Annotated in this window: 18 protein-coding genes; all 18 read right to left on the bottom strand. The window is 44.4% G+C overall.

Going from position 1 to position 24,820, the window contains the following annotated elements; translation table 11 throughout:
- Nucleotides 1–3: 3 nt before the first annotated feature.
- Nucleotides 4–1,503 (bottom strand): hypothetical protein, encoded by a 1,500-nt coding sequence (locus tag HY807_08495; GenBank protein ID MBI4826445.1) that lies wholly within the window; start codon nucleotides 1,501–1,503, stop codon nucleotides 4–6.
- Between the two features lie 45 nt (nucleotides 1,504–1,548).
- A complete protein-coding gene (locus HY807_08490) occupies nucleotides 1,549–4,374 on the bottom strand; it encodes a tetratricopeptide repeat protein (GenBank protein ID MBI4826444.1) in 2,826 nt (941 codons plus the stop codon).
- Nucleotides 4,375–4,484: 110 nt separating this feature from the next.
- The gene (locus tag HY807_08485) at nucleotides 4,485–5,939 is read right to left on the bottom strand and encodes a prepilin-type N-terminal cleavage/methylation domain-containing protein (GenBank protein ID MBI4826443.1); all 1,455 of its coding nucleotides are present in this window, start codon (nucleotides 5,937–5,939) and stop codon (nucleotides 4,485–4,487) included.
- A 352-nt stretch (nucleotides 5,940–6,291) separates the two neighbouring features.
- Nucleotides 6,292–7,572: a type II secretion system protein gene (locus tag HY807_08480; GenBank protein ID MBI4826442.1), complete on the bottom strand. Its 1,281-nt coding sequence runs from the start codon at nucleotides 7,570–7,572 to the stop codon at nucleotides 6,292–6,294.
- Between the two features lie 68 nt (nucleotides 7,573–7,640).
- Nucleotides 7,641–7,889 carry a hypothetical protein gene (locus HY807_08475; GenBank protein MBI4826441.1) on the bottom strand — a complete coding sequence of 83 codons (249 nt, stop codon included), beginning with the start codon at nucleotides 7,887–7,889 and terminating at the stop codon, nucleotides 7,641–7,643.
- 144 nt (nucleotides 7,890–8,033) lie between these two features.
- Nucleotides 8,034–9,911, bottom strand: coding sequence for a putative metal-binding motif-containing protein (locus HY807_08470; GenBank protein MBI4826440.1), 1,878 nt, complete (start codon nucleotides 9,909–9,911; stop codon nucleotides 8,034–8,036).
- A gap of 48 nt (nucleotides 9,912–9,959) precedes the next feature.
- Entirely contained in the window at nucleotides 9,960–11,486 is a 1,527-nt protein-coding gene (locus tag HY807_08465; protein ID MBI4826439.1) for a prepilin-type N-terminal cleavage/methylation domain-containing protein, read from the bottom strand.
- A gap of 68 nt (nucleotides 11,487–11,554) precedes the next feature.
- Nucleotides 11,555–12,808 (bottom strand): prepilin-type N-terminal cleavage/methylation domain-containing protein, encoded by a 1,254-nt coding sequence (locus tag HY807_08460; GenBank protein MBI4826438.1) that lies wholly within the window; start codon nucleotides 12,806–12,808, stop codon nucleotides 11,555–11,557.
- 260 nt (nucleotides 12,809–13,068) lie between these two features.
- Nucleotides 13,069–14,802 (bottom strand): O-antigen ligase family protein, encoded by a 1,734-nt coding sequence (locus HY807_08455; protein MBI4826437.1) that lies wholly within the window; start codon nucleotides 14,800–14,802, stop codon nucleotides 13,069–13,071.
- A gap of 68 nt (nucleotides 14,803–14,870) precedes the next feature.
- The gene (locus HY807_08450; GenBank protein ID MBI4826436.1) at nucleotides 14,871–16,646 is read right to left on the bottom strand and encodes a pilin glycosylation ligase domain-containing protein; all 1,776 of its coding nucleotides are present in this window, start codon (nucleotides 16,644–16,646) and stop codon (nucleotides 14,871–14,873) included.
- A gap of 1 nt (nucleotide 16,647) precedes the next feature.
- Nucleotides 16,648–18,417 carry an O-antigen ligase C-terminal domain-containing protein gene (locus tag HY807_08445; GenBank protein ID MBI4826435.1) on the bottom strand — a complete coding sequence of 590 codons (1,770 nt, stop codon included), beginning with the start codon at nucleotides 18,415–18,417 and terminating at the stop codon, nucleotides 16,648–16,650.
- 18 nt (nucleotides 18,418–18,435) lie between these two features.
- Nucleotides 18,436–19,056: a hypothetical protein gene (locus HY807_08440; protein ID MBI4826434.1), complete on the bottom strand. Its 621-nt coding sequence runs from the start codon at nucleotides 19,054–19,056 to the stop codon at nucleotides 18,436–18,438.
- An 88-nt stretch (nucleotides 19,057–19,144) separates the two neighbouring features.
- Nucleotides 19,145–19,795: a hypothetical protein gene (locus tag HY807_08435; protein ID MBI4826433.1), complete on the bottom strand. Its 651-nt coding sequence runs from the start codon at nucleotides 19,793–19,795 to the stop codon at nucleotides 19,145–19,147.
- Between the two features lie 150 nt (nucleotides 19,796–19,945).
- Nucleotides 19,946–20,569 carry a prepilin-type N-terminal cleavage/methylation domain-containing protein gene (locus HY807_08430; protein ID MBI4826432.1) on the bottom strand — a complete coding sequence of 208 codons (624 nt, stop codon included), beginning with the start codon at nucleotides 20,567–20,569 and terminating at the stop codon, nucleotides 19,946–19,948.
- Between the two features lie 234 nt (nucleotides 20,570–20,803).
- Nucleotides 20,804–21,442, bottom strand: a complete 639-nt coding sequence (locus HY807_08425; GenBank protein ID MBI4826431.1) for a prepilin-type N-terminal cleavage/methylation domain-containing protein — start codon at nucleotides 21,440–21,442, stop codon at nucleotides 20,804–20,806.
- 132 nt (nucleotides 21,443–21,574) lie between these two features.
- A complete protein-coding gene (locus HY807_08420; GenBank protein MBI4826430.1) occupies nucleotides 21,575–22,207 on the bottom strand; it encodes a hypothetical protein in 633 nt (210 codons plus the stop codon).
- Nucleotides 22,208–22,301: 94 nt separating this feature from the next.
- Nucleotides 22,302–24,221: a hypothetical protein gene (locus HY807_08415; protein MBI4826429.1), complete on the bottom strand. Its 1,920-nt coding sequence runs from the start codon at nucleotides 24,219–24,221 to the stop codon at nucleotides 22,302–22,304.
- Complete coding sequence (locus tag HY807_08410; protein MBI4826428.1) at nucleotides 24,218–24,820, bottom strand: response regulator; 603 nt, start codon at nucleotides 24,818–24,820, stop codon at nucleotides 24,218–24,220. The genes HY807_08415 and HY807_08410 overlap by 4 nt, the downstream gene beginning before the upstream one ends.

The raw sequence follows: 24,820 nt of genomic DNA, 5'->3' as shown, positions 1-24,820 counted from the left end.
TACCTAATTTTTCTGCTTAGTTTGAGGCTCATCTTTTTCCGGAGACAGCTTAAATACATATCCACCGGAGTCCTCAAATACCTTTTTTGCGAGGGGATCCTCTGAAAGTCTTTCATATAAGGAATCATGGTCTCTATCGAGAAAGACATACCTTGAGTTAAACTCCTCCATGATAAGTTTACCCGTCTCATCCTTCTGCCCCTTTGTTATCTTCCTGTAGAGAGCTGATTTATCCTTGTCATATGAATAGAGATACATGGGATCCAGCCCCACTATGTAATAATTTTTAGCATTGTAGTAAAAGAGGAACGGGAAGTCATCCCAGTCGGCATTAAATACTATGTCACCCGCTGAGGTGTTCTTCTCGAGCCACTTTGCCGAGCCTAAATAGCTCTCAGGGCTTGTGGATGTACTGCTTTCGCTGACAGCCTCTTTGAAATTAAAGTTCATTAAAGGCAGTAATAGAATAAACCCTGCAAGAATAAACTGCCATGAGACCCTGCGCCCGACCACAAGAGACGCGGAAAGAAATGCAAAGACAGGCCAGTATTCGACAAACCGCCTTGACTTGAGAGTCATAAAAAGAAAGAGCAGGCTGAGACAGACAGAAGCATACTCCTCACGTTTAATTTTCTTTACCAGAGGCAGGAAAAGGATAGTCAGCGGGAATACCAGAAAGACAGGGAGCGAGTTTCTGACGAAATCCCACGTCTGATAAGGCTTCCATTCGCTTCCAAGCTGTATTCCTGAAGGATTTTCAAGGAATGTGCGTGAGATATTATAGATAATTGAAGTTACATTGCCGGGAAAGTAAGGGTTTACGACAAGGCCTGTCACTATCCCCAGAAGCGTCATATGGAATATCTTAATATCCGGCCTTTTCTCTACAAGCCACCCTGAAAGAATGAAAACAAGCGAAAAGATGATGAGAAGAGGGAATGCGTCATAAAGCCAGACAAAGATTACGGAGCTGATATATATCATCAGGTATTGCCTCTTCATACAGAAAAGGAATATCAGGAGTAAGGCTGCAAGCGACAGGCTCTGTACCCTCAATAGCGACATCCTGAAGAGAAAGGGATGTGACGACATGATAGCGGCAAAGCTCCACAATGAGGGCAACCGTACTCCGGCAGAATTTAAGAGGATATACAGGGCAAGCCCCATGAACGATGCAAAGAGCACTGTGGCATACTTGCCTCCGATCATAGGGTTCCCATATGTGAACGGGACTACAAGATAGTGGAACAGCAGATGATGATCCCTGTACGCGTCTTTGTGGATAGTATATTGAAGCCAGGGAAGCTTATCTATAAACCCTTTTTCTGCAAGGATAGCGCTGTATTTGATGTGAAAGAAGCCGTCATAACCTACAAGCCACGGGACTGAGAACTGGATATAAAAAAAGATATAGAATGTAATGATAAAAAAGAATAACGCCTTGATAAAAAACGGCACCTCTTTAAAAAAATCTCTCTTCGTATACCAGTTTTTTGTCTCCATAATATGAATGTTATTATAACAGCACTTCCCGGAATTTGAAGCAGGCTAAAGAAATTTTAGAGGCTTCTTGTCTTCAGGATCCACTATCAGCTCTTTTTTAAAGAAAACCTTCGCATCATCCATCTCTCCAACTCCCATACTCGCAAGCCCGGCATAGTAATTGGCATTGTCGAACTGCGGGTCTTTCTCAAGACATTTTCTGAACCACTTGACTGCGTCAGCATAGGCTTTCTGCTTGTAATAGGTCAGGCCCAGCCAATACATAGCGTCAGCAGCATCCGGATGGGTCTTAAGTTCTTCATTGAAGAGCAGCTCGGCTTCATCGTACCTCTCCTGCCAGTAAACTGCTTTGGCAATTTTGTACCTTATATAATGGTAGCCGGGGTCATCTTTAAGTATCTCTCTGAGCACAGCCTCTGCCTCAGCGTACATATCATAACTAATGAGCCATTTCCCCAGGCTGTTTTTTCTGTCTGATGACGGAAACTCGGAAGCCGCAGCGCGATAGCTTGAAAGAAAGTGCTCCGGGAATTTATCCTTAAACCCTTCAACATGTTTCTCTGCCATCTTAAAGAAACTCTTGCTGTAAGGAAATTCACGGTTGATCTGATAATAATAGGTGACCAGGCTATACCAGTCAATAGGCAATCCGGTAAAGATATCCCTTTCGGCCTTCTCCGCAGAATAATTATTAATCAGGCTGTCCACAAATTTTTGAATGCCGCGGCGCTTCAGCCTTGATATCTCAAATTCAAGCTCAGGATGGTCAAGCGAGTTAAGGGGAACCTTTGAACCGGCAGAGATATGATCAAAGGCATTCGCAGAAACAAAAGCATACCTCAATGTCTTTATATCAATACTGTGCTCTCGCAGGAAGAAATCCTTAAGCCCTTTATTTGAGGAGATATTATCCTCCTGACGCAGTTGCAGCGGTTCATCCGAACAGAGAAGCAGAAAATATGACGGCCTCATTATCGCCACCCAGCAGTACTTGAACTCAGAGCGCAGGCTCTTCAGAATTATATCCGTCCCGTCATTACCCACCCTCGAATCAAGCCATGTTGTGTATATCCCTCCATCTTTCAGCTTTGACTTGACATCCCGGAAAAAATCAACTGTGTAGAGCTTGCTTGAGCTGAAGTAGAGCGGAGAGGTAACTGTATTAAGTATAAGGTCATATTTCCTGTCAGTGATCTTTGTATACCTTATCCCGTCATCGCTTATAATATTGACATTCTTCCTTGAAGCAATATCAAAATTATGTTTGCTCAACAGCATCTGCTTCTCAATTATGATAGGGCTTATCTCCACCACATCAAGATGGTCGAATATCCGGCTGACCGTTCCTGCGGTAGCCCCGCTTCCGAGGCCGAGCACCATCGCGCTCTCGGTTGAAGGTGACGGGAGGCTTGAGAGCACCCCGACTATATATTCAGCCGCAGTATTGAGCGCGATACTGGTGAAACCATTTATAAAGAAAAGTTCCTGCCCGTTTATTTTATTAATCGCAAAGGTTTCATCATATTTCTTAAACCTCTTCCCGCTTTCATAGGACTTGAGCTCTTTTGCATACCTGTCTTTAGAGGTGAAGGAGAGGTAATCGAGATACAGGATGTCCTCATTCCAGAAGGCATGAAGCAGAAAGACCCCTGCAACAGCCGCCACGCAAACAATTGCCACAGCCTTTTTAGCCTGCCATTTTATAATGAAAAAGGCGGTTGACAGCATAAAGATTATCAGAACGATTATCTGCCCGTACTCAAAATTAGGGTGTATGAAGAGCACCATCAAAAGATACCCTGCGGCATTGGCAAGGCTCGAAACAAAGAGCAGATGCCCCGACTCCTTTGCAACATTCTCCTCCTGTTTCATAAGTGAAGGAATTGCAGCGCCGAAACATATCGCGCTTGGCCCCATTATCAGAAAGAGTATCGTTACCTTCCAGAGAAGAGGAGAGAATGGGTTGAACACGCTGAAATAATCGGCATACAATTTCACAAAATAAGAAAAGCCGGGTATCAGCAAGGTCAGATACAGCAGATTGAAGAAAAGAAGCGATGCAAAACTTATATCGAGCATCCGGCCGAGCAATGTGCCGAAAGCGATGCCGAACAAGACCACCCCAAGCACCATTGCAAAGGTCTCATTGAACGGGCCGAAGAGAAACTCCGCAATCTTAAGCCCCAGAAGCTGAAACACAGCGCTCGCTATGCTCAGGATTATCAGTGGCAGGATCACTCTCAGAGGATATACCACCTCTTTGACGCTTACAATCTCCGGGACGATGTGCCTGCGCCTCAGAAAGAGCGCAAGGCCTATGAGCAGATTGAACTCTCCTATCAAGAATGCCGTGTTCCTTATGCCGAGATGTCTGATGAGATAGAACTCTATCACTATGGCGGTTATAGCCGCGCCAAAGTTGTAGATCATATAAGTTGTCGCAAAGACATTTCCTTTGCGAAGGCGCTTCAGGTATGCAGAGAACAAAGGCAGGCTCACACCGACGAGGCAGGCAGGGATCGCAAGAAGGACACTTGATGCCAGAATGCTCATAGCGATGGAACCGGCAGGCAGAATATTATAAAGAAATGCCTCGAGATACGGCGTTAATAAAGTAAAGCCTATGGCATAAAAACCGATACAGATCTCAACCGCCCAAAGGAAGCGTGATATCCTGTGAGCCAGCTTTGTCCCGATGCCGATGCCGAGGAGAAATGTGAGCAGAAGCGACGCGTTGACGATGAAATGGTCGCCTATCAGATTCCCGAGCATACGGGAGTAGATAACCTCGTAGGAGATGCCGCAGAAGCCGGAGAGGAATAGCGTTATTCCAATGACAAGGATATCAGGCCTGTTTGAGGTTTTAGACATAAATAGAAATTTATGATAAGAGTTTACTGGCTAAAAAACAACCCCGCTCAAAACTGAGCGGGGTTGTTAAATTGATCAGATACTATGAGACCGGCAGGCCTCAGACGATCTTAATGACGGCTGTTGTCATTGTCATATGCGTCTTTGCCGTCACACCATCCGTCTTTGTCGCTATCAGGCGGTGCACTGTTTGAATTGTCTTTATCGCTGCCACAGTCGTATTCATCTTTATCGCTATAATTGTCGTTGTCACTATCGCCGTCAATATCTACAATACCTGAATCACATGCGCCGAGTGTATCGCCATGTCCCATATGTTCCGCAAGATCAGCTACATCAATCTGCAGATCACCTGAAGTACAAACAGGGGCAGCACACACTTCTTCAGTCCACTCTACACAGCCGTCATAACCCCAGGCGCCGTTGTCATTGGCATTTAAGTTAGAGTTGCCATTTTCATTACCGTTGCCATTGGCGTTAGAGTTAGAGTTGGAATTGCTATCCCAGCCAGAAGAGTTGCCATTCATATTGCCGTTGCCGTTGCTATTAGAGTTATCAGACGGGCATGTGTGAGCTACAGTTTCACATGAAGTCGTGCATGTCTGGTGGCAGACATATACATCAGGCGTACCCTCAGCTTCCTCAAGATTTTCAGCTGTCTCAGCAATAATAACCGTTGGTGAACATTTAGGATCAAGTGTTGTGACTAATGATTTGGATGCCACATTGCCTTCATCGTCACGGACAAAAAATGTAATATTAAAAGAGCCCTGCACAATAACAGGCGTTGCATCGATCGTAAGGCTATTAGCCTCCATCCAGTTATCCACAGGCTCAGACGTGCAATCTGATGAAGAAAAATTAGGAGTAAATAATAAACCTGTAGAGGAGCTTTCCTGCCTGCACCATTTATAACTTCCTACCCCGCCGTCTGCATATATGGTTGCCTTATAAGTGGAATCGCCTGAGATGTTCTGCCCGCACAACGGAAGCTCATTATTAAGTATCTTAAGAGGAGCGCCGGAACAGCCCGCCCTTACCCTGAGTTCATTGAGAGATACCCATTTGACAACGTCATCATAAATCTCAGTATTAGGGGGAGTCCCAATAACCGTGCCCTTAGGATAAACCTTGACATCCGCCTCATCAGTCTGCTTATTTAAGTCCTCACCTTTACTGAATACAACAAGGGCAACATTTGGAATTATGACGTTATTAGAACAGTCAGGATTGAAACAGTTTGTTGCTGACATATCAGTTGTACTCTGGTTGCAGATATCAATTGGATTCATATTAGCGGCACGGAAGATAAGATCATTCCCCCAGATATCTTCAGAAGTTGTCACAACTGTTTTGAAGTCATCAGGAAACTCATGCTCTATCGCAACGTGGCCTACTATCGAGTCCACTGCTGCCTGAACTATCTTATCGGTCTCATTCAGTTTTGCCCTGCCGAGCATCGGAGCCAGCATCTTTATACCGACAGCCAGAAGCACACCCATAACGACAAAGACTATTGCCAGTTCAACAAGTGAAAATCCTTTCTCTTTTTTTAAAGTATCCATAATAACCTCCTATTTACCTTATCAAATGTCATTTGTTATTGATGTAACAACTATGTTATTAACAGATATGCAAATCCCATACCAAATAAAGCAATTTGCTTATTTTGAAATATGTTTCAGCAAAATAATCTAACCTGCTTTAAAATATATGTTTCTTTTATAAACCAATGGGCTTTTTGTTTATCTCAGATCAAATATCTCAGTATTATCCCTTATATTCATGGGTGAAATAACCCTATTTACAACTTCATAATAACTGATTAATAGGAAGGGTGCAATTGTCTAAGAATTAGACATCCGGGATTATTTTACTTTTTATTACAGGGCAGGCAATACCGAAAACAACAAAACATCAATGCTCTACAAAGGTACAGGTGGGGGGGGCGCCGGCAGTCCAGGCAGCCATATCAGTAATACCGTCACCATTAGTATCTATAGCGGAAATATCATTATATGTTATATCACATGGCGTTCCACTGCAACCGGATTCGCCATATATTTGGGCAGTTTGCCCGTAGCTGATATTCATAATATCACTATCCGGCCATGATATACAGGAACCGCTGTCAATCTTAAATCTGGAGTTACTTCCAGTCGCATTTACAACATCCTGAGAGGTACAGTCCGGAGCGATTGAGAGCACAAATGATTTATTTACAATCTTATCACGGCCATTTAATACAGGATCGTTATTATCCCTTACATAGAATGTGAGTTTATAAGAGTCAGGCGCGCTATTAGGCCGTCCTGATATGACAATGCTGTCAGACTGGGAATAGAAAGCCTCACTTTCACTTGCACAATTAACACTCAAAGGATCAGGGGTAAATATGAGGCCTGAATCACCGCTCTGCTCCCTGCACCATTTATATTCAGGGGCAGTGCCGGCATCTGCACTGTCTGCAAACTGTATCCCGCCGTCGGCAAAGACAGTTGAACTGTATGGCAAGTTATTATCACACGCATTAAGTGAAGTAGTGCTGATCTTAAGCTCGGCGCCCAAACAGCCTGCCTTTGTCCTCAGGTCAGAAAGTGTGATCCACTTGACAATATCTTTATATTGCTCGGATCTTGTACCGACAGGGTCAGGCCACTCAGCGGAACCGGAAAAATCGTCAATACCTGAATTATCAGTATTATTATACTCACGTGAATACGTTTGAATTGTAGCCGATGTAGCCGAAGTATCAACAACATCAAAAACATCTGTCTGGATATTTAAGTTAGCTCCTCGGCTTAGAATAAAAAAGGCAACATTATCTATATCCGTACCTGTGTCGCATCCCGCATCTTTATCACAAACATATAAATTGGTTGTGCTTCTCGCACAAACAGTACCATCTACTGTAAGCTCATCAGCAGGCCTGTATATAATATCGTTTCCCCATACATCCTTGGAAGTCGTAGCTATAGATTTGAATTCATCAACTGTAGGCAATTTATCATGTGTTGCGGCATAGCCTATTACCGCTTCATAAGCGGCATTAATGGTCTCTTTGGTATCGGTATGCTTCAGCCTGTTCACCAAGGGCCCCAGCATCTTAAGCCCTAATGCGAAGAGCAGCCCGATTATTATCATTACGATAGCAAGCTCGACCAGACTGAACCCTTTTTCTCTATCTCTTATCTGCATGGTTCCTCAAGGAATAATACATTAACCGGCCTGTGTGGCCTGTTGCATGTCTATATTTTAGCAGAATCTCACCGCTTTACACGCTTGGAAACGAAATTTTTGGTAAACCTTGCCTTGATCCTCTCTACCAGGGTCAGATGTGTTGAACGGGTTTTGTATCTCAACGCAAAGAATGCCACCTTTGCGCACCCTATCAAAATGGCGAATTTCCCTGCCATCGCCATCAAGGCAATGATCTCTTCTGAAGCGTCAGGAGGGATATGCGTTAATAAATAAAAGCCGTAACCTATGAGGAAAAATGCAATAAAGAGTAACACAGTCTTCTCCCGCCTTATCTTTCAAGCTGATTATAATGCAAGAATAGCAAAATTGACCGTTCATGTCAAAGGTGGAACCTGCTCTTTCCAAGAGACTGCGAAATATCTCCCCTCCCGTCATGGGAGAGGAGATAAGGGGAGTATTTAATTATCACCCAGCGTACATGAGCCGGTGATCCTTGCATTGCAATTATTGTTCACATCGACTGCCCTGAAATCTGAATATGTTTTTGTACAGAGAAGAGTAGAGCAGCTGCCACTCCCTGAATAAATTTTCCAGGTAGCTGTCGATCCCACAATATTTGTGGTGTTCTTCGTCCATGTGTTACAACTGGTTTCGAGATTTATCTTATATTTCTTATTTGAGCCTGTACTATTTAATACAGTCATACCGCCGGCCGCGCAGATATCTGTAATGCAATTCGGGTCTGCACCATCAGTTAAACCGTCGCAGTCGTTATCAAAGCCGTCAGAGCATGAAGATTCAGGTGATTCTGAAGGAGACCCTACTGAACAGGTATCCACCACGCTTCCGCTCTGGCACTGCATCTGTCCAGTTGAAGCACATACGCCCACTCCACAGCTCGTTGGGGTTTCAACATAACCATCATCCGGAGTGCCGTCACAGTCCTCGTCTACATTGTCACAGTCGATGTCAGAAACTCCCGGATTAATGTCCGGGTCACTGTCATTGCAGTCAGTTTCGGTTGTATATCCGTCATGGTCATTATCATCGGCTGCACCTGGACATGTTCTGTCTACAAATATCACATAATCAGGCGAGTCATAGTCAGTAAATTTTATACAGCAATCAGCATTGATATCAGCGAGAACCGCCTGATTAAAGCTTGCGATATTCGCCAGATTATTGCATGCCCCGTTTGATGTGGCGTATTGATTTATTACTTCGTTCCGGCTAAGCGTCCTGGAACTGCCGTCAACAGTTATTTCATCCCCTTCTGCAATCTCATAACATGATTCTCCTGTAAGTTGAAAATCATGTTTGTTACCTGTATTATTCCATACCCTGTACCAGCCATCGATTTCTTCACATACATGCAATCCGGGGGTCGGCCTTATGAGCAGGCCAAAAACCTTTTGTGTAATGTTACTGTCACCATCCCTTGCATATATGGGAAGATTGGTAACACCCTCCACATCCGGTGTCCCGGAGATTGTAAGGTTTGTGCACTGATTCCATGTGGCGGTTGAAAGGCGGCAGTCGGCAGAAACAGCGAGACTGCCGTTACACAGATAATTCAGGCCGTTTGGAAGGTCTCTTGTCACACACCACTCATAATCAGGTTCGGTTTCTGAATCGCCCCCGTCTGTCAGGGAAACCCCTCCCTGGGCATATAAATTTATAATATATGGAAGGTTAATAGTTCCTGAAGGCAGAGAGCTATTGACTATCTTGAACTGATCGGCGAGGCAGCCCGCCTTTATCTTTAATTCATTAAGTCCCATCCAGACAACGATATCCTTATATGGCTCCGGCCTGTTAATGCCTCCGGTATCATCATCGATTCCCGCTAATCCATACTCATATGTCTGGACGGTCGCGCTTGCTCCAACCACATTAACGCGTGTCTGTCTGTTCAGGTTCTCCCCGATGCTGAATATTAAAAATGCAACATCTGCATTTCCTTTATAGGAAACACATGTCCCGTCTTCCCCGCATTCATTGACAACAGTATCGGTCGTGCTTCTTCCGCAGATAGTGCTGTCATCATTGTCAAGATTGTCATCAGGACGGTAGACAAGGTCATTCCCCCATACATCCTGCGGATCCCTTACCACCCCGGGAAACTGAGCAATGGTTGGAAGGTGGTCATTTGCTGCTGCAAAACCTACGACAGCCTGAACAGCCGCGTCTATTTTATTCTTCGTATTGAGCCGCTTTTCCTTTGCGACCTCCGGCCCTAACTGCCTGATGCCATAAGCCACGAGCACGCCTATCAATATAACTAATAGAACCAGTTGAATAAGAGCAATCCCTTTTGTATCCTTTATAAAACTCATGAAATACCTCTTAAAACTCTTGTCCTTTATATGCCGTTAACACAAAGATCACGGGCAGATCTTTTCAATAACAACATTATTATCAAAATCAAGGCAGCAGTCACCGTTTGTATCCAATGCTATCGCCTGGTTATAGGTCAAACGAGCCTCCATGCCCCCACAGGAACCGTTTGCAGTAGAATGCTGCTCCAGCACCTCTCCCCGTATAAGGGTTTTGAGATCAGCGGTTATCTCATTATCAAGTGGAACATTATCACATTCACCTCCTGAAGGAATGGGATCGCCGGGCTCACTGCCAGCCCTTATAAGATAATCCGTATCAGTGCCGGGGTCAGTATTCCATACCCTGTATTGAGGACAGATATGCAACCCTGAGATCTGGCTTATTGTAAAGGCAAATGACCTCATGTCAGTATTGTCGCCATTATCCCTCACATATACCGGCAGGCTGAAAGAACCGCTTGTTGCGGGTGAACCTGATATCGTAAGGCTGGTGCACTGCTGCCATGTCCCGGTCTCTGTAGCGGTTTCGGCATTCCAGCCGCATGATGCAGAGGAAACAAGAGCGCCGTTGCAGCTGTAGCTTAAGCCGTCAGGCAGGCTTGAGGTCACGCACCATCTGTAATCATCTGCAGTATCAGCATCCGCCCCGTCAGCCCAGGGCACTCCGCCTGTGGCAAAGATATCAGTATCATATGCCTGAGATATAAGCCCTGAAGGAAGCGGATTTTCAAGTATCCTCAACAGGCTCCCCTCACATCCTGCCCTGAGCCTTAGCTCAGGAAGCACTACCCACTTGACGATATCATCATATGCTTCCGGCCTGTCCAGTTCATCGGCGTAATCATCTATCCCGGCTAATCCCTCGGTATATACATTTATAAGGGCGTCAGTGCTGCTATTTTCATTGCCATTGCTATTAGAGTTTGAGTTTTCATTCTCATTAGAGTTGCCGTTCTCATTGCCATTGCCATTGGAGTTCAGGTTATCATTTTCATTCTCATTAGAGTTGCCGTTCTCATTGCCATTGCCATTGGAGTTTGAGTTATCATTATCATTAGTATTTGAGTTGCCGTTCATATTCTCATTCTCATTAGAGTTGCCGTTAGAGTTTGAGTTCCCATTACTGTTAGAGCTGCCATATATATCTGTCTGAATATTAAGATTCGGGCCGGGACTAAGGATAAGAAATGCTGAATTATCCGCATTAGCTATGGGAGATGCGCATGAAGAATCCCCGCATACATTCACTGTTGTATCTGACACGTTTCTCAGACAGATACTATTTTCAATTACAAGGTTCAGATCCGGGATATAAACAAGGGGATTCCCCCATGTATCAGTTAAATTGCCCGAGACATCATTGAACTCGTCAGCGGTCGGCAGCCGGTGATTTATATCCGCAAAACCTATGACCGCCTCTGCGGCGTCTGCTATTATCTTCTCTGTCGACTTATGCTTCACCCTGTTTGTCAAAGGTATCAGCATCGCAATACCAACAGCAATGAGCACGCCCACTACAACAAGAACCAGCGCCATCTCCACTATGTTAAAGCCTCTCCTGTCTTTTAACATAATACACCTCCTGAAAAATGACATCGCATATTAAAGTCTTTAAATCTCAATATCAGCCGTCTGACAGATCAGGGACAGGTCTTGTCAGACTGGTCATGGTTGATACAGCAATCAGAGTTATTATCGGCAAAGATCGCCTGATTATAATTTATCGCAGTATCAGAACCCCCGCATCCGCCGCCGGTATGCCGCACAATGACTTCACCATTTTGAAGCAGTCCGCCGGTACTAACGGTTGTTATCTCGCCGCCGGTTGCAATCTGATAACAGCCGCCTCCATTAACAAAATACCTTGATGTCGAGTCATTATTCCATACCCTGTAGTCTTGACAGATGTGCAGCCCGACTACCTGGCTTATGCTCAAGCCGAATGTCCTCTGCGCCGTGTTGTCAGCATTATCCCTTACAAATACAGGAAGGTTGAATGCCCCGTCCTCTGTGGGCCCATCTGTTCCTGATGAGATCTCAAGGCTGGTGCACTGCTGCCATGTTCCTGTCTCTGTATCTGTATCAGCATCCCAGGCGCAGGATACAGATACAGCGAGGGAGCCGTTGCATACATAACTTAAGCCAATAGGAAGTGTTCCTGTAACGCACCATCTGTAATCAGGGGGGGGATTTACTGAGCCATCATCATCACCCGGTGATGCATTATCATCAGCCCAAGGCACCCCGCCGCTGGCAAAAATATTTGTCATGTAATTTGAAAGCACGAAACCGGAAGGTATCTCAAGTGTCAGGATATTAAGCAGGCTTCCTAAGCAGCCCGCCTTTACCCTAAGCTCGGATAAAACCACCCTCTCTACAATATCATCATAAGCCTCAGCCCTGTTAAGCCCTGAAGCATAGTCATCAATACCTGACAGTCCCAAAGTATAGACCTTGACAGGAACCGTTGCCGTATCTGTCTGGACATTCTGATTTGACCCGGCGCTCAGCACGAGAAATGCGATATCACTTGTAGTTTCATATGAACTGCACCCCGAATCCCCGCATGTTCTCAAAGAAATATCTGTCGTGTTTCTCGCGCAGACACTGTCGGCAACTTCGAGGTTAACATCATGAAGATAAATAAGGTCGTTGCCCCATACATCCTTGGAATTTCTCACTAAGCCGGGGAACTCTAAATCAGAGGGAAGCCGGCCATTCGTCTCGGCAAAACCTATAACAGCCTCTACAGCCGCATCTACCGTCTCTCTTGTCGCAGACCGCTTTGTCCTCTCAACCAGCGGAACCAGCATCTTCATGCCCATAGCAATCAGGATGCCGACAATAACGATGGCTATTGATAATTCAACCAGGCTGAAACCCTTATTCTTCATATTGGCCATAACTGATTATATTATTAATTCTAATCTTAATTAGAGGATACTACATAAAATTATGTGTTGCAAATGTATTGGAAGGCAAAAATGATATTCCTGATTTTTATTATTTTTCAGTGTGTTAATACCATTTCAAGATGAGAAGCTATTATATTTAATTATAGAAAAAATGACAGAGTAAAACAAATAGGGCAGGTTACTGATTTAGAGAGACTAAAAACCTTAGAACATCCTGTTTCTTCCATCCCCGAGTGCTGCTACCGGGGATGTGGCTCCAAGCCCATGCTCCCGGTCACATATTTGGGTGATGACCTCTCTTTTAATGTGGTCAGGTATCTGTCATTAGGATAAAGATACAGCCCTTGTCTAATAGCACTCAAAGCCTTATTCAAATAAAAAAGGGGCTTGTCTGTGTCACGGCTTCCAATATAATAGAAGAGCAGGCCTTCTGTATAAAACGATCTCATCACAGGCCTTCTCAGCTTCTCAGCCTCATTCCATGTCAGAAATTTATCTATAAAGCCTTTGTTCATCTCAGGATCAGAAGCTGCGGCGATCGCCTTTTTATACATGTAATCTGGCACAGCAGTCTCCCGAAGATATCTATTCTCCATCGCAGGCTTTATGTGCTCTTCAGAAATTCTTCCCTTTTCTTCATTGAACTTGATATTGAAGGCAACAAGGTTCATATAATCCTCGAATGTCCTGAATGTATATGCTGTTGTTCCGAGATATAGCGCTCCGGCAATTGCCATGACAGCCGCTGCTGCGCCCTTGCCTGCCTTCAACTCCCTAACCTTTGTCTCATTGGATGTAACCATATATAAAAGGATAATAAACAGAAGATAATGTACAGTCGATAACTTAAGCGGATACTCAACCATCATATGCACAATCAACGGCATGAGCAGCGCGGCATATATCCCTGCCTGCCCTGCACCTGTCCTTCTGAGTATCCTCCAGATACCGAAAAGCGCAATGATAAGTGCCGATATCCCGACAATCCCGCACTCCGCCAATATATAAATAAACTCATTGTGCGGATGGGATATATAATCATGAATGAGCGCCTTGTCTCCGGCATTCTCCTTCGCAGCTTCTGCCTGGTGGTACATGTAGAGACTTCCGAAATTTGAGAAACCCTGACCGGATATCGGCCTCTGCTTAAACATCTCATACGAAGTCCTGTACATCAGAAGCCGCTCCGCATATGACCTCTGCCCTGTATCTGCAAGCCACCTTACCCCTTGCTCAGCCTCTTTCTTCAGGCTATGAGACGACGAGGCCGAAAGATAAAACCCTCCCCCGATCCCAAGAGCAAAGACCAGAAACCATATTGCAAGATGTTTTCTTATAGCTGAGTATCTTCTCCAATTTGTTGTGAGTAGTATCATGATGGCAAGAGATGCTCCGAGAAGCCCGGCGCGTGAGCTTGCGAGAATAAGGCCGGCAGACATCAATGCCGCGGAAGAGAAAATCAGCGCCTTCTTTATATCTTCATATCCGCTGAACCGTTTAGTTGTTATAAAATACAAGCTGATGGCAATTCCTGTTGCTGTCCATGAGGCAAAGAGGTTCTTCTGCGCAAACGCCCCGCCGACAGGCGGTATGTATTCTGTAAATGCATAAGGCTGGATAATCACCATCAATGATTCGATAACAGCGGAAACAAGTATTAGCAATAAAATATCTTCCTTCTCTTTCTCCCCGAGCCTGAACTGATGCAGGCTGAGCCAGATTATAAAAGCAGCTAATAGCCGCAGTACATTTATTACAAAGATGCCGGTATTCATTATCGGATTAAATATTGCTGTTGATAAAATAAGTACCAGATAAACAAGAAAATACCTGAGATATGACGGTGTGACAAACGCATTATCTTTTATGGCCCTGAAGAGAGAAAAAAGAATAATTGTCAGTATCACGACCCAGATAAGATACTCCTGCGGGGTGGCAGTTATACCGCCTATCCCCGGAATCGGGATATGCATTAAAAATAAGTATATTATGGATATAAAAACAAATAGGTAACGGCTGGATAAGGAGGGTGGCTGTAACATTAGTTCATCCTGCTGCGCATAACCTCTTCTGTCTCTTCAATAAGAAACTCCTTTTTTGTATCTGTCAGATCAGCTCTGCCCGGATAAAGACTCAGTCCTTCCTCAAGAAGTCTGTATGCCTCTTTTCTTCTGCCGAGGTCAAAGAGCGCCCTCGCCTCCCTCAAATACAGCACGCTACGCGGATATACCTTCCGCTCTTCTCTGGAAAACTCGACAAACTCCTCAAGCATCTTTTTGTCGCCCCGCATGAGCCCTGCCCTCAGCTTTGCATCCATCAAAAGCCTTATGCCTATCTGTCTGAGATAGAGATTATTGAGAGACGGTATTAAGAGCTCGGGTCTTATGATATTTTCCTTTAAAAGATGATCCTGATATTTTTTCATAGCTATCTGCGCATTGAGAGTTGTTATTGAGAGGTAGGTTATGACCACAAATAGCGTAGCAGCGGCAGTCAATGCGCCCGTCTTCAGGAGTCCGGCAGGTCTTATTTTAACTTCTTTTATGAAGTACGATGACGGCAGGTAAAGCAGAAACAGAAAGAGCGCCCAATGCGGCATGGACTGGTAAAGGGAATAACTCACCTGAGTATCAAATGCCATCGGAAATAAAAAAGCCGCATAAGTTCCGCCCCGTTCTCTGCCGAGTTTGATAAGGCATACCATAAACGCAACCCCGACACCCAGCAGCCCCGCACCGCCCAGCAGGCCGGACTCAGCAGTCCTGTATAAAAACTCGTTGTGCGGATGTGATATAAATGCAACTTCATAAGGATATTCAGGATGCTCTTTGGCAAGCCTGCTTCGGTAGTGCATGAACTTGCTGCCGAAGCTGCCAGGCCCGTGTCCTGTTAGCGGCTTATCTTCAATCATGTTTACAGCGGTAAGATACATCGGCACTCTTGCGTCCGTGACCTCATCACCTGCCACGCTCTCCATCGTCATGCCGATCTTATGCCCTACAGAGCTGAGCGCGGAATCCCTTTTGTAGTAATACTTCTCAGCAGCCACACTTCCGGATATTCCAAATACTATCATCAGCATCCATACGGCAGGGTAGAGCAACCTCTCCCTGTAACGCCCATACCTCGCTGCCAGGAGTATAATCACTCCGGCCCCTGCCTCTATCACTCCTGCCCTTGAGCCTGTGAGGAAGATGATGAAGCACATGAGCAGAACAACAAGATAAAACATAGCCTTAAGCCATCTGTTAAATCCCTTGAAAATCTCCCCGGTTATGAGATAGAACGATATCACAACGGATGTCGCAAGATACGAGGCTAAAAGGTTCTGATGCTGGAAATTGCCATAGATCTTCTTTGCAGCAGGGATAACTATCAAAAAGATGCCTGTGTTTGGGTTAAAGTATTGAAACAGGCTTATCAGCGCCTCTATCATGCCGGAGATAAATATCACATAAAACAGTCTCTCCTTATCATCATCCGTAAGTTCAAACTGATGCAGGGATATGAAGAATATTATCCCGCCAATGAACCCGGCCGTCTCAAATATGAATGCATGGCTGTCTATGATAGGGTTGAACAAGGCAGACTGAAGCACTAATAGCAGAAAAATAAGAATATATATGGAAGCGCGCGGAAATGTTATCTTCCATTCATTGAATATCTGTATCACTGAGAGAAGCACAAGCCCTGATATCGTTATCCAGATAAAATAAGCCACAGGAAGGACAAGCGGGGAACCGAAGTTCCTGATAGTTATGTGGAAAACCACCAGAAAGAGCAGCCCGAGTATCAAAAAATATGTCCTCTTTATCATATTAAAGCCCGCTCGTTAACTCCAATTCTTTCTTCGCATTTAGTAATGTTTCATTGTCAGGATAAAGACTCAGCCCCTCATCAAGGAGTTTAAATGCCTCATCTTTTTTTTCAAGCGCGGACAAAGCCCTTGCCTCGCCTTCGTAAAGCATAAAATGCGGGAAGCGGGTTCTCTCCTCCTCAGCCCATTGGACAAACTCATTCAGGAATTTTTTATCATCCTTACCGAGCGCCATCCCAAGCCCGAAATCCATCAGCATCCTCTGGGCAGACTGGCCAAGATACAGATTATTCAGCGCAGGTTCAGCAAGCTTCATGCGGCTCACACCCTCTGAAGTCAAAAGCCTGTAATACTCAGTCAGTTTGATATTCGCGCTCAGCGTCCTTGCCATAAAAATATTTGTAAGCATGAATACGCATACAGATGCAGTTAACAACGCGATCCGCAGCCGGCGTTCAATCTTAAAATTCACTTCACGCACGAAGTGAGAAGACACAAGATAGCATAAAAACAAAAAGAGCGCCCAATGAACAGCAGATTGATAGAACGGAAATTCGACCTGAGAGTGAAAAGTTAACGGCAATAAAAGAGAGGCATACAAGCCGCCTCTCTCCATGCCAAGCCTGAATATATACATCAGAAAGGCCGCAGATATTATTATCAGTCCCAAGCCTCCTGCCAAACCTGATTCTATGAGGATAAAGAGTGTTTCGCTGTGCGGATAATATGTAAATGTATTCAGGCTCGGGCGGCTGCTCATATTTTCGGTAAACTGCCGCCTGAAAAATACATACTTGCTCTTGAACCCGCCAGGCCCATGCCCGAAAACAGGACTGTCTTTGATCATCTCAAGTGATACCCTGTACATCAGTATTCTCGGGTCGCCTGCTTTTTCAGCCATAAAGCTCTCTGACGCGGTCTGAAGTTTCTTTGCGGCAGAGAAGACGCCGCGCTCTTTTTGATAAAGATATTTCTCGGAAGAAAGGTTAAGTCCCAGCCCTGCAGTCACTGCAAGCGTCCATATTAAAAGATAGAGAGGCGCTGTCTTGAAAAGCCTGTACCTCGTTATTAATAGCGTTACGCAACCCAGAAACAATCCTATGAGCCCTGCCCTTGACCCTGTGATAAACAGGATAAAGGAAATGACTGTAACGGCAATAAAAAATCCCGCCTTACCCCATCTGTCAGCTCTGCGGAATAAAGGCGCTGTCAGCGCATAGAGAGAGATAACGATTGAGGTGGCAAGAAAAGAGGCAAGCACATTCTGGTGCTGAAAATTACCAAAAACATCACCTGTTGTAGAGAATGCCAGCATCGGTATCCTTGCCCACGGAGCAAGATACTGCGCAAGTCCGATGCCTGCCTCAATAACAGCCGACAAAAATATCACATATAAAAGTTTTTCCTTCTGCTCATCAGAGAAATTAAACTGATGCAGGGAGATAAAAAATATAATGCCGCCTGCCAGTCCCAGGTTCTTAAAGATAAAGGAGTGCGCGTCAGTTATCGGATTGAATATGGCCGGCAAAAGAAAGAGAGCTGCGAAGAGCAGAATATAGGCCGTTATTTTAGGAATGACAAGAATGCCGACATCCTGAAGAAAGGCCTGCATCAAAGCAAGAAGGACAACAGCTGAAACCGCCATCCATACCATGTAAGCAACCGGATTAACAACAGAACCGCCGAGGTTCCTGATATTAATATGTATAATGGCCAGGAAAAGAAGATATAATACGACGAGGCAGAGATTTTTAAAGGTGTCTTTATTCATACCGGAAAAAGACTTTCACTATTTTAAACGCCCCTTTAAATAGTATACGAGCGCTACGCCGTTGTTTGAACCCCACTCAACTGCATTAGCAGTATCCAGATGAGTGACAACCCTGTTATCTCCTGAACCATAGACTGTGACCGCAGACAAGGCCTTTACCTCACCTGCTTTGCCGTCTGCTTCGCCGTCGATCACTGTATCAAACGATTGAACATATTTCAGCTCATTGCTGGCAAAAGTTTTCATACAGGCATTATCAGAGCATATGACAAGGACATTTCTCGGCCTGACTGTATTGCCGTCATTGCCGTAATAGACCCAAAAACTCAGGCTGCCAACCGCCATGGGGTTTGACGGCGGGTTGTTGATAAAATCCGCCTTCTGTATCAGAGTAGTTCCCGGTGACGGAAATCCTTCATCCCCTATTATAAGATTAGAATTTGTATCACCCGGAAGATGGCCTTTAATATTGTAATAATCTTTTGCGCTCTCTTTCCATTTAAGAACGCTCTTCTCAAACTTCTTAAGCTTGGCGTCTTCTATCATCTCACATCCCTTAAGTAATGAAAATGAGAGTATAACTACGATCGTAATGATAATCGCGATCTCGGCCAGGCCGAATCCCTTTTGGTCTTTCATTTCTTGTCCATATTAAAATATCAAAAAAATAGGGGCGATCCATCGCCCCTTAAAACAGTATATTTAAACCTGACGTATTGATTAATTATTACAAATTCTTGTCTATATAATAGACTAATGCCACTGTCGAACCTGAGGTCCATGCTGTACCAGCCTCAGAAACTTCCCTGACAGTCCTGTCATCACCTGAACCTTCCAGTAACGGAGAAGTAGATACCGCCCTTATAAGGCCAACTGTGCCGTCTCTCGCACCGTCAATAACCGTATCAAGGAACTCAACATACTTCATATTACCGCCAGAGTCATCCCCTTCAAAAGGCTGGGTGCAATCATTGTTAGCGCAGATAACCATGACATTTCTCTTGCGCCCTAAGGTTCCAGAAGCGTCATTAGTTCCCCAGTAGAGCCAGAAATTCAAACTGCCGGCACTAACCGGGTTCGCCTTTGGCGGATTTATTAGATTAGCATTCAGTATGACAGTTGACCCTGGTACGAGTACTGCCGTTGCCTCATCACCTATGATGCCATTGCTATCCCCATCACCTGGGAAAGCACCCTTTCTCTCTAAAAAAAGCCAGGCTGATGTCCTCCAGTGCCTTACATCTGTCTCAAACTTCTTCATGCGGGAAGACTCAATTACATCCTGCCCTTTTAGCACAAGGCTGATAATTATGCCGATTATGATAAGAATAAGAGCAAGTTCAATAAGTGTAAAACCTCTTTCTTCCCTGAGTTTCATTATTTACCGCCCTATTAACAAATAATATTGAATAAAATAATTATAGCATTAAATGATATAAAGTCAAGCAGTTAAAATAAAAAATTAATGGGGGCCTTAGCCCCCATTAATAAACTAACATCTAATGTTACTTTGTTATCAATCCTGCTATCAGTTGTTGCCTCTGTCAAAATAATACACCATAGCCTCAGAAGAGGTAGAACAGGCTGCCGGTGTTATTGCCGCATCTATAAACCCTTCATCGGCATCGCCGCTGTTACTTGCGGTTACAGCTATTGCGCCATCGCTACACGCTACAGTACCTCCAACACCAACAGAACCGTCAATTACCGTGTCAAAAGACTCGGCATATTTGACGTAAGAATCATCAAAAGTCTGATCGCAATCAACATTTGCGCATATGACCATAACATTCTTGTCCACTGTGTCATCGTCATTACCAAAAAATACATAGAACTGTAAACTGCCTACGGTCAAAGGATTAGTATCAGGACTATTGATGAAGTTGGCATTAACAATATCCTCTCCTGCAGAATAATCTGACGCCGCAGTGTCGCCTATGATGCCGTTTGAGTTAGTGTCGCCGGGGAAGGTCCCTTTTCTGTCAACATAGGTCCATACAGCGGTCTCCCACTCCCTGAGGCTGTTGTCAAACTTCTTGATACGGGCTGATTCGATAAGATCCTGCCCCTTCAAAACGGCGCCGATGATGATGCCGATGATGACAAGGACGATCGCAAGTTCGATCAGTGTGAAGCCCTTTTGCTCTCTCATCTTCTGAAATGTTTTCATGCTCTTTACTCCTCCTTTTTGATTTTCCATGCCCTTTATGGTTTCATGGTTGTTAAAGTTTGTAAGTCAAATAAAACCGGTAAGCCCCTTGATCCCTCCTTTTAAAAAAATTTTAACTCCTGACCTGACTAAACTTTATAAAAAAACCGCTGTCCTGTCAACTGACTAAGATTTCAACATGTCTAACTCTAAAACAGAATAAGCTGTCCCATAAGCCTATAACGCGTAATATATCTCCACAACAGCTTCGGGATCTATACTGTAATCAGCGCTGCCGCGCACGCTACCTGAATCAAAGACACCATCATCAAATTTGTTATCTATTACTTCAGCGACCTCGCTCCTTAAATTTGTAACACCTATGTAATTCCTGTTCCCGCTTATGCCGAATTCAGCCATACCGGCTCCGTCACTCGAACTATTCCATATCCATATTATACCGCCAAGAGTATGCGTAGGCAGAACAGACGCACCTGTAGCAAGCGGGTCTCCCTGCACCATAAGCGCCGCCCTTAATTCCTGCCACGCCTCATTGCACTCCTGCCCGTCTGCCGGGCCAATGTTACAATTTGCGCCCTCGATCAAAGCGTCTGCATCACCACTCACAACAAGAGTAGGCCATCTTCCGCTTGCGAACCGGTCATCTCCGGGATAAGCGCTGTAGAGGTCATAGTATGTATTATAGGCGGAAACGATGGTCTCGACATCTCCTATGACCCTTTTGATCCTCGCATTCTCGAGCACAGCCTTGCCCTTGACAAGCGCGGCGATAAGCAGGCCTATTATGACCAGGACAATTGAAAGCTCAACTAAAGAAAAGCCCTGTTTCTTATTCAGTTTAAAAATAGATAACATTTTATTTTCCTTATGCTTAAGATAATGCCGCAGTACATTAGTATATATAATGGATTGTTCAATCCGTCAACTGTCTAAGAATTAAACAAAAAATTTATACAAATAAAACATAGGGTTATTGCTATGGAAATATCACTTGCCGGAATCCTCAAAATAATAAACAGCTCCTATTAATGATGATCCGTTCCAGTCTGCTGATGCCGCCGCCTCCCTGACATCAGTCACTGTATCCCCCTCTGAAACCAGGGTAACACCTGTAGCTCCCTTTAAATTCCCCTCTGAAGCGATAGCCTCGCCATCCATCAGCTTGTCTATCTTCACCATCATTGCAGCCTCGTCCTTGTTAAGCGTCCTGTCACATTTTGCAGAAGGGCATATGACAAATACATTTCTCTTCCTGTTTTTAACGGTATTGAATCCTATATTTATATAAAATATGGAATCACCTTCCTCGATCTTCTTCATGGATTCAGAGATAACTTTGGATCCGACAAGCTCCATTACAGGCGACCCCGGGCCGCCTTCATCAGCAATAATGCCGTTGCCGTTTTTATCACCGGCAAGTTTATCACGTTTAAAATAGTAGGTCAGCTCGGCTGACTCCCACTTCCTGCACCATTGAACAACATTCTTTGCATGCATGTCAGCCATTAACTTGCCGCCGGCAAAGAAGGCAAAAATGGCAAGACATACCGCTGTGATCGAAATAACAATAAATATTATGCTAACCCCTGATTTTTTCCTGTTCCTGCTGTCACATATCATTAGAAATAACCTTAACTGTGGAATAGCTGAAACTACTTCGAATTATTATATAAATATAGGGTTAAGAAGATGATATACGATGTACCGGCTCAGGTCAACTGTCTAAATTATTTACATCTGAATGAAAAAGATCATGCTGTCCCACAGGAAGTTTGATAATAAAACATACGCCTGACGGCGAGTTTTGCACTTCCACAGTTCCGTGCTGTGATACAATAAATTCCTTTGTCTGATAAAGCCCCACCCCTATGCCGCCTTTCTTGGTCGTAAAGAAGGGTTCAAATATCCTTCCGGCAACCTCTTCCGGCATGGGAATGCCGTCATCACATATTGTGAGGACATAATTCTCATCAACCCTGCTGCCATGTATGCTTATCTCAAGCCGGGCGTCTTCAAAAGATTTATCATGCGCGTTCCGCAGGATATTCTCAAGAGCGACCATTACTGCCGCCCTGTCGGCATATATCCTGTCATCACCGTCAAAATTTGTTATAAAGATCTGCTTCTTATGAAAGAGCTTGAGTATCTCATCGATTACATCCTTCAATGAAAATATAGTGGGATTATTCCCCTCTCTCAATATACCGATGGTATTTAGTATCTTCTCAGCCCTTTTGACCAGATGGGGCACTGTAAGGCGAAAATCATTAAGAAACTCTTCGGCCTCCGAGGGCTGCACCCTTGATATGTTCTTCTCAAGCATATTAAGCGTATGGCATATGTTCTTCAGGTCATGGATGAGAAAGAGCTTAAGCCTCTCGGCTATCTCCAGTTTCTCCCTGAAGACTTTGCTGCGGGTAAGGTACATGTCATATGTCATCCGGAATAGAAGTTCAGCAATAAGCCTGAGATTCATCCTGTCGTCTTCATCAAAGATCACTTTGCTGTAAAAAACGATCTCGATCTTAGCGGTACTCGTTTCATCTCTAAACCTGAGAGGAAAGCTTCCCTCTCCCTGCTCGCCTATCTTTTCTTCAATCTTATTATCTTTAGCTGAAAACATGAACGTTATGCAGGAAAACGGATAATTCTCAAAGAAATAATTCATCACCTCTTTAATAAAGAAGTTCATGCTTTCATTGCTCTTCTGGTACAGTGAGAATATTCGGGTCAGCAGCTCAAGGAGGTTATATCTGCTGACATATAAATGGCGTAAGATAAAGAACTTGACCTTAAGCCTTGCCTCACGGCTGTAAAACAGCGTCCCTGAAATAATAATGAATGCCGATACCAGGAATATCCTGATATAAAACGCGAACGCATCCTGTGGAGAGTAGCGGTCAAGATAAACAAGAATAACGCCGTAGATAATAAGGCTGATGAGGAGCAGCGCCTTCCATAACATATCCGCGGAGGCCCTGACCCTGAAGATGAAAAGTTCCCCTTTAAAAAGCACCCCGTAACCGGCTGCTATGACAAGCAGCGAAGACAAAGGAGCAACAAAAGAATAGTTCCAGAGAAAGAAAGGGTTCATTGACAATGCAAGGACAATGACCTTGATATACAGCACATGAAGAAAGGCCTTGTCATACGCCAGCAGATTTCTTCTCTGACGGACCAGGCTGAGATTGATCAGAGAGAAAAACGCCATGCCGACTCCGGCGGTAATGGCGATAGAGTGATATATCTCAGGGAGCATAAAGACAGACACAAGAATAGAAGACAGCGCCAAATGCCCGAAAGACGCATATTTGATAGCAGCATTGATCCCTTCACGAACCGATGAGGAACTGGAACGTCTCGTATCCGGAGAGATCAAAGAATCCTTGATCAGAAAAGAACTGTTTTTTGAAGTGACCCTCATAATTGAGAGGATAAAGAGAAAGAGAAAGAGCAGCACAAGATATGCAAAGATATAGAACAAATTGATCATGAAGTAATAAATGGCGATAAGCAGAGCGATATCAGCAGTGAAAAAAATGATTGCGGCCCTGTTCTTCGTGTACGTCCGTGTTACGATCAGCGAAAGCAGCCCGACTGCGCAGGCAATCGTAAACAGGATAAGGGGTTTCATTGATCCCTGGTTCTCAGATTATACTTATTGATGTAGTAATAGACGGATGTTCTTCTCAGTCCAAGGAGCCTGGCGGTCTTTGATACGTTGTTTTCAGTCTTCTGCAGAGCTTCAATGATTATATGTTTCTTCATGTCCTCCTTAAGCGTCTCGAAGCCCTCATTAAGGCTCTGCGGATTTATCTTGATCGACTTTTCTTCAGCAGGTATATCACTCTCTATATCAGCAAAAAACTCAGCTCTTTTCAAAGAATCAACAAGCTTGCTCTCTCCAACCGGTTTCATGAGATAATCAAACGCCCCCTGGGATATCGCCTTTACAGCCACGTTCCTCTCCTTCTGGCCTGTCACAACAACTATCTTTATACCTGGCTTCGCAGCCAGCATATCATTAAGAAGCTTAAGGCCTACCTCAGGCGTGTTCTCATATGGAGGAAGCCCGAGATCCAGCAGAACTATGTCAATGCCATTATTACAGAAAAAGGCGAGGGCATCTTCAGCAGTATGCGCAAGTACAGACACATATTTTTTCGGCAAAAACCATTTGAGCTGGGTAGCAAGAGCAACATCATCATCAACGATCAGAACTTTTACAGCCAT

The organism is Nitrospirota bacterium (genome assembly GCA_016207885.1).
Taxonomy (GTDB): Bacteria; Nitrospirota; Thermodesulfovibrionia; order UBA6902; family UBA6902; genus JACQZG01.
The sequence above is the reverse complement of the archived record's forward strand: the minus strand, read 5'-3'. Positions and strand labels throughout refer to the sequence as shown.

Coding starts and splice junctions, on each gene's coding strand:
- HY807_08465 (MBI4826439.1), bottom strand. CDS start 11,486: ATGTTAAAAGACAGGAGAGGCTTTAACATAGTGGAGATGGCGCTGGTT.
- HY807_08480 (MBI4826442.1), bottom strand. CDS start 7,572: ATGCAGATAAGAGATAGAGAAAAAGGGTTCAGTCTGGTCGAGCTTGCT.
- HY807_08430 (MBI4826432.1), bottom strand. CDS start 20,569: ATGAGAGAGCAAAAGGGCTTCACACTGATCGAACTTGCGATCGTCCTT.
- HY807_08425 (MBI4826431.1), bottom strand. CDS start 21,442: ATGTTATCTATTTTTAAACTGAATAAGAAACAGGGCTTTTCTTTAGTT.
- HY807_08410 (MBI4826428.1), bottom strand. CDS start 24,820: ATGGCTGTAAAAGTTCTGATCGTTGATGATGATGTTGCTCTTGCTACC.
- HY807_08420 (MBI4826430.1), bottom strand. CDS start 22,207: ATGATATGTGACAGCAGGAACAGGAAAAAATCAGGGGTTAGCATAATA.
- HY807_08435 (MBI4826433.1), bottom strand. CDS start 19,795: ATGAAACTCAGGGAAGAAAGAGGTTTTACACTTATTGAACTTGCTCTT.
- HY807_08455 (MBI4826437.1), bottom strand. CDS start 14,802: ATGCATATCCCGATTCCGGGGATAGGCGGTATAACTGCCACCCCGCAG.
- HY807_08450 (MBI4826436.1), bottom strand. CDS start 16,646: ATGATAAAGAGGACATATTTTTTGATACTCGGGCTGCTCTTTCTGGTG.
- HY807_08470 (MBI4826440.1), bottom strand. CDS start 9,911: ATGAGTTTTATAAAGGATACAAAAGGGATTGCTCTTATTCAACTGGTT.
- HY807_08485 (MBI4826443.1), bottom strand. CDS start 5,939: ATGGATACTTTAAAAAAAGAGAAAGGATTTTCACTTGTTGAACTGGCA.
- HY807_08440 (MBI4826434.1), bottom strand. CDS start 19,056: ATGAAAGACCAAAAGGGATTCGGCCTGGCCGAGATCGCGATTATCATT.
- HY807_08445 (MBI4826435.1), bottom strand. CDS start 18,417: ATGAATAAAGACACCTTTAAAAATCTCTGCCTCGTCGTATTATATCTT.
- HY807_08415 (MBI4826429.1), bottom strand. CDS start 24,221: ATGAAACCCCTTATCCTGTTTACGATTGCCTGCGCAGTCGGGCTGCTT.
- HY807_08460 (MBI4826438.1), bottom strand. CDS start 12,808: ATGAAGAATAAGGGTTTCAGCCTGGTTGAATTATCAATAGCCATCGTT.
- HY807_08490 (MBI4826444.1), bottom strand. CDS start 4,374: ATGTCTAAAACCTCAAACAGGCCTGATATCCTTGTCATTGGAATAACG.
- HY807_08495 (MBI4826445.1), bottom strand. CDS start 1,503: ATGGAGACAAAAAACTGGTATACGAAGAGAGATTTTTTTAAAGAGGTG.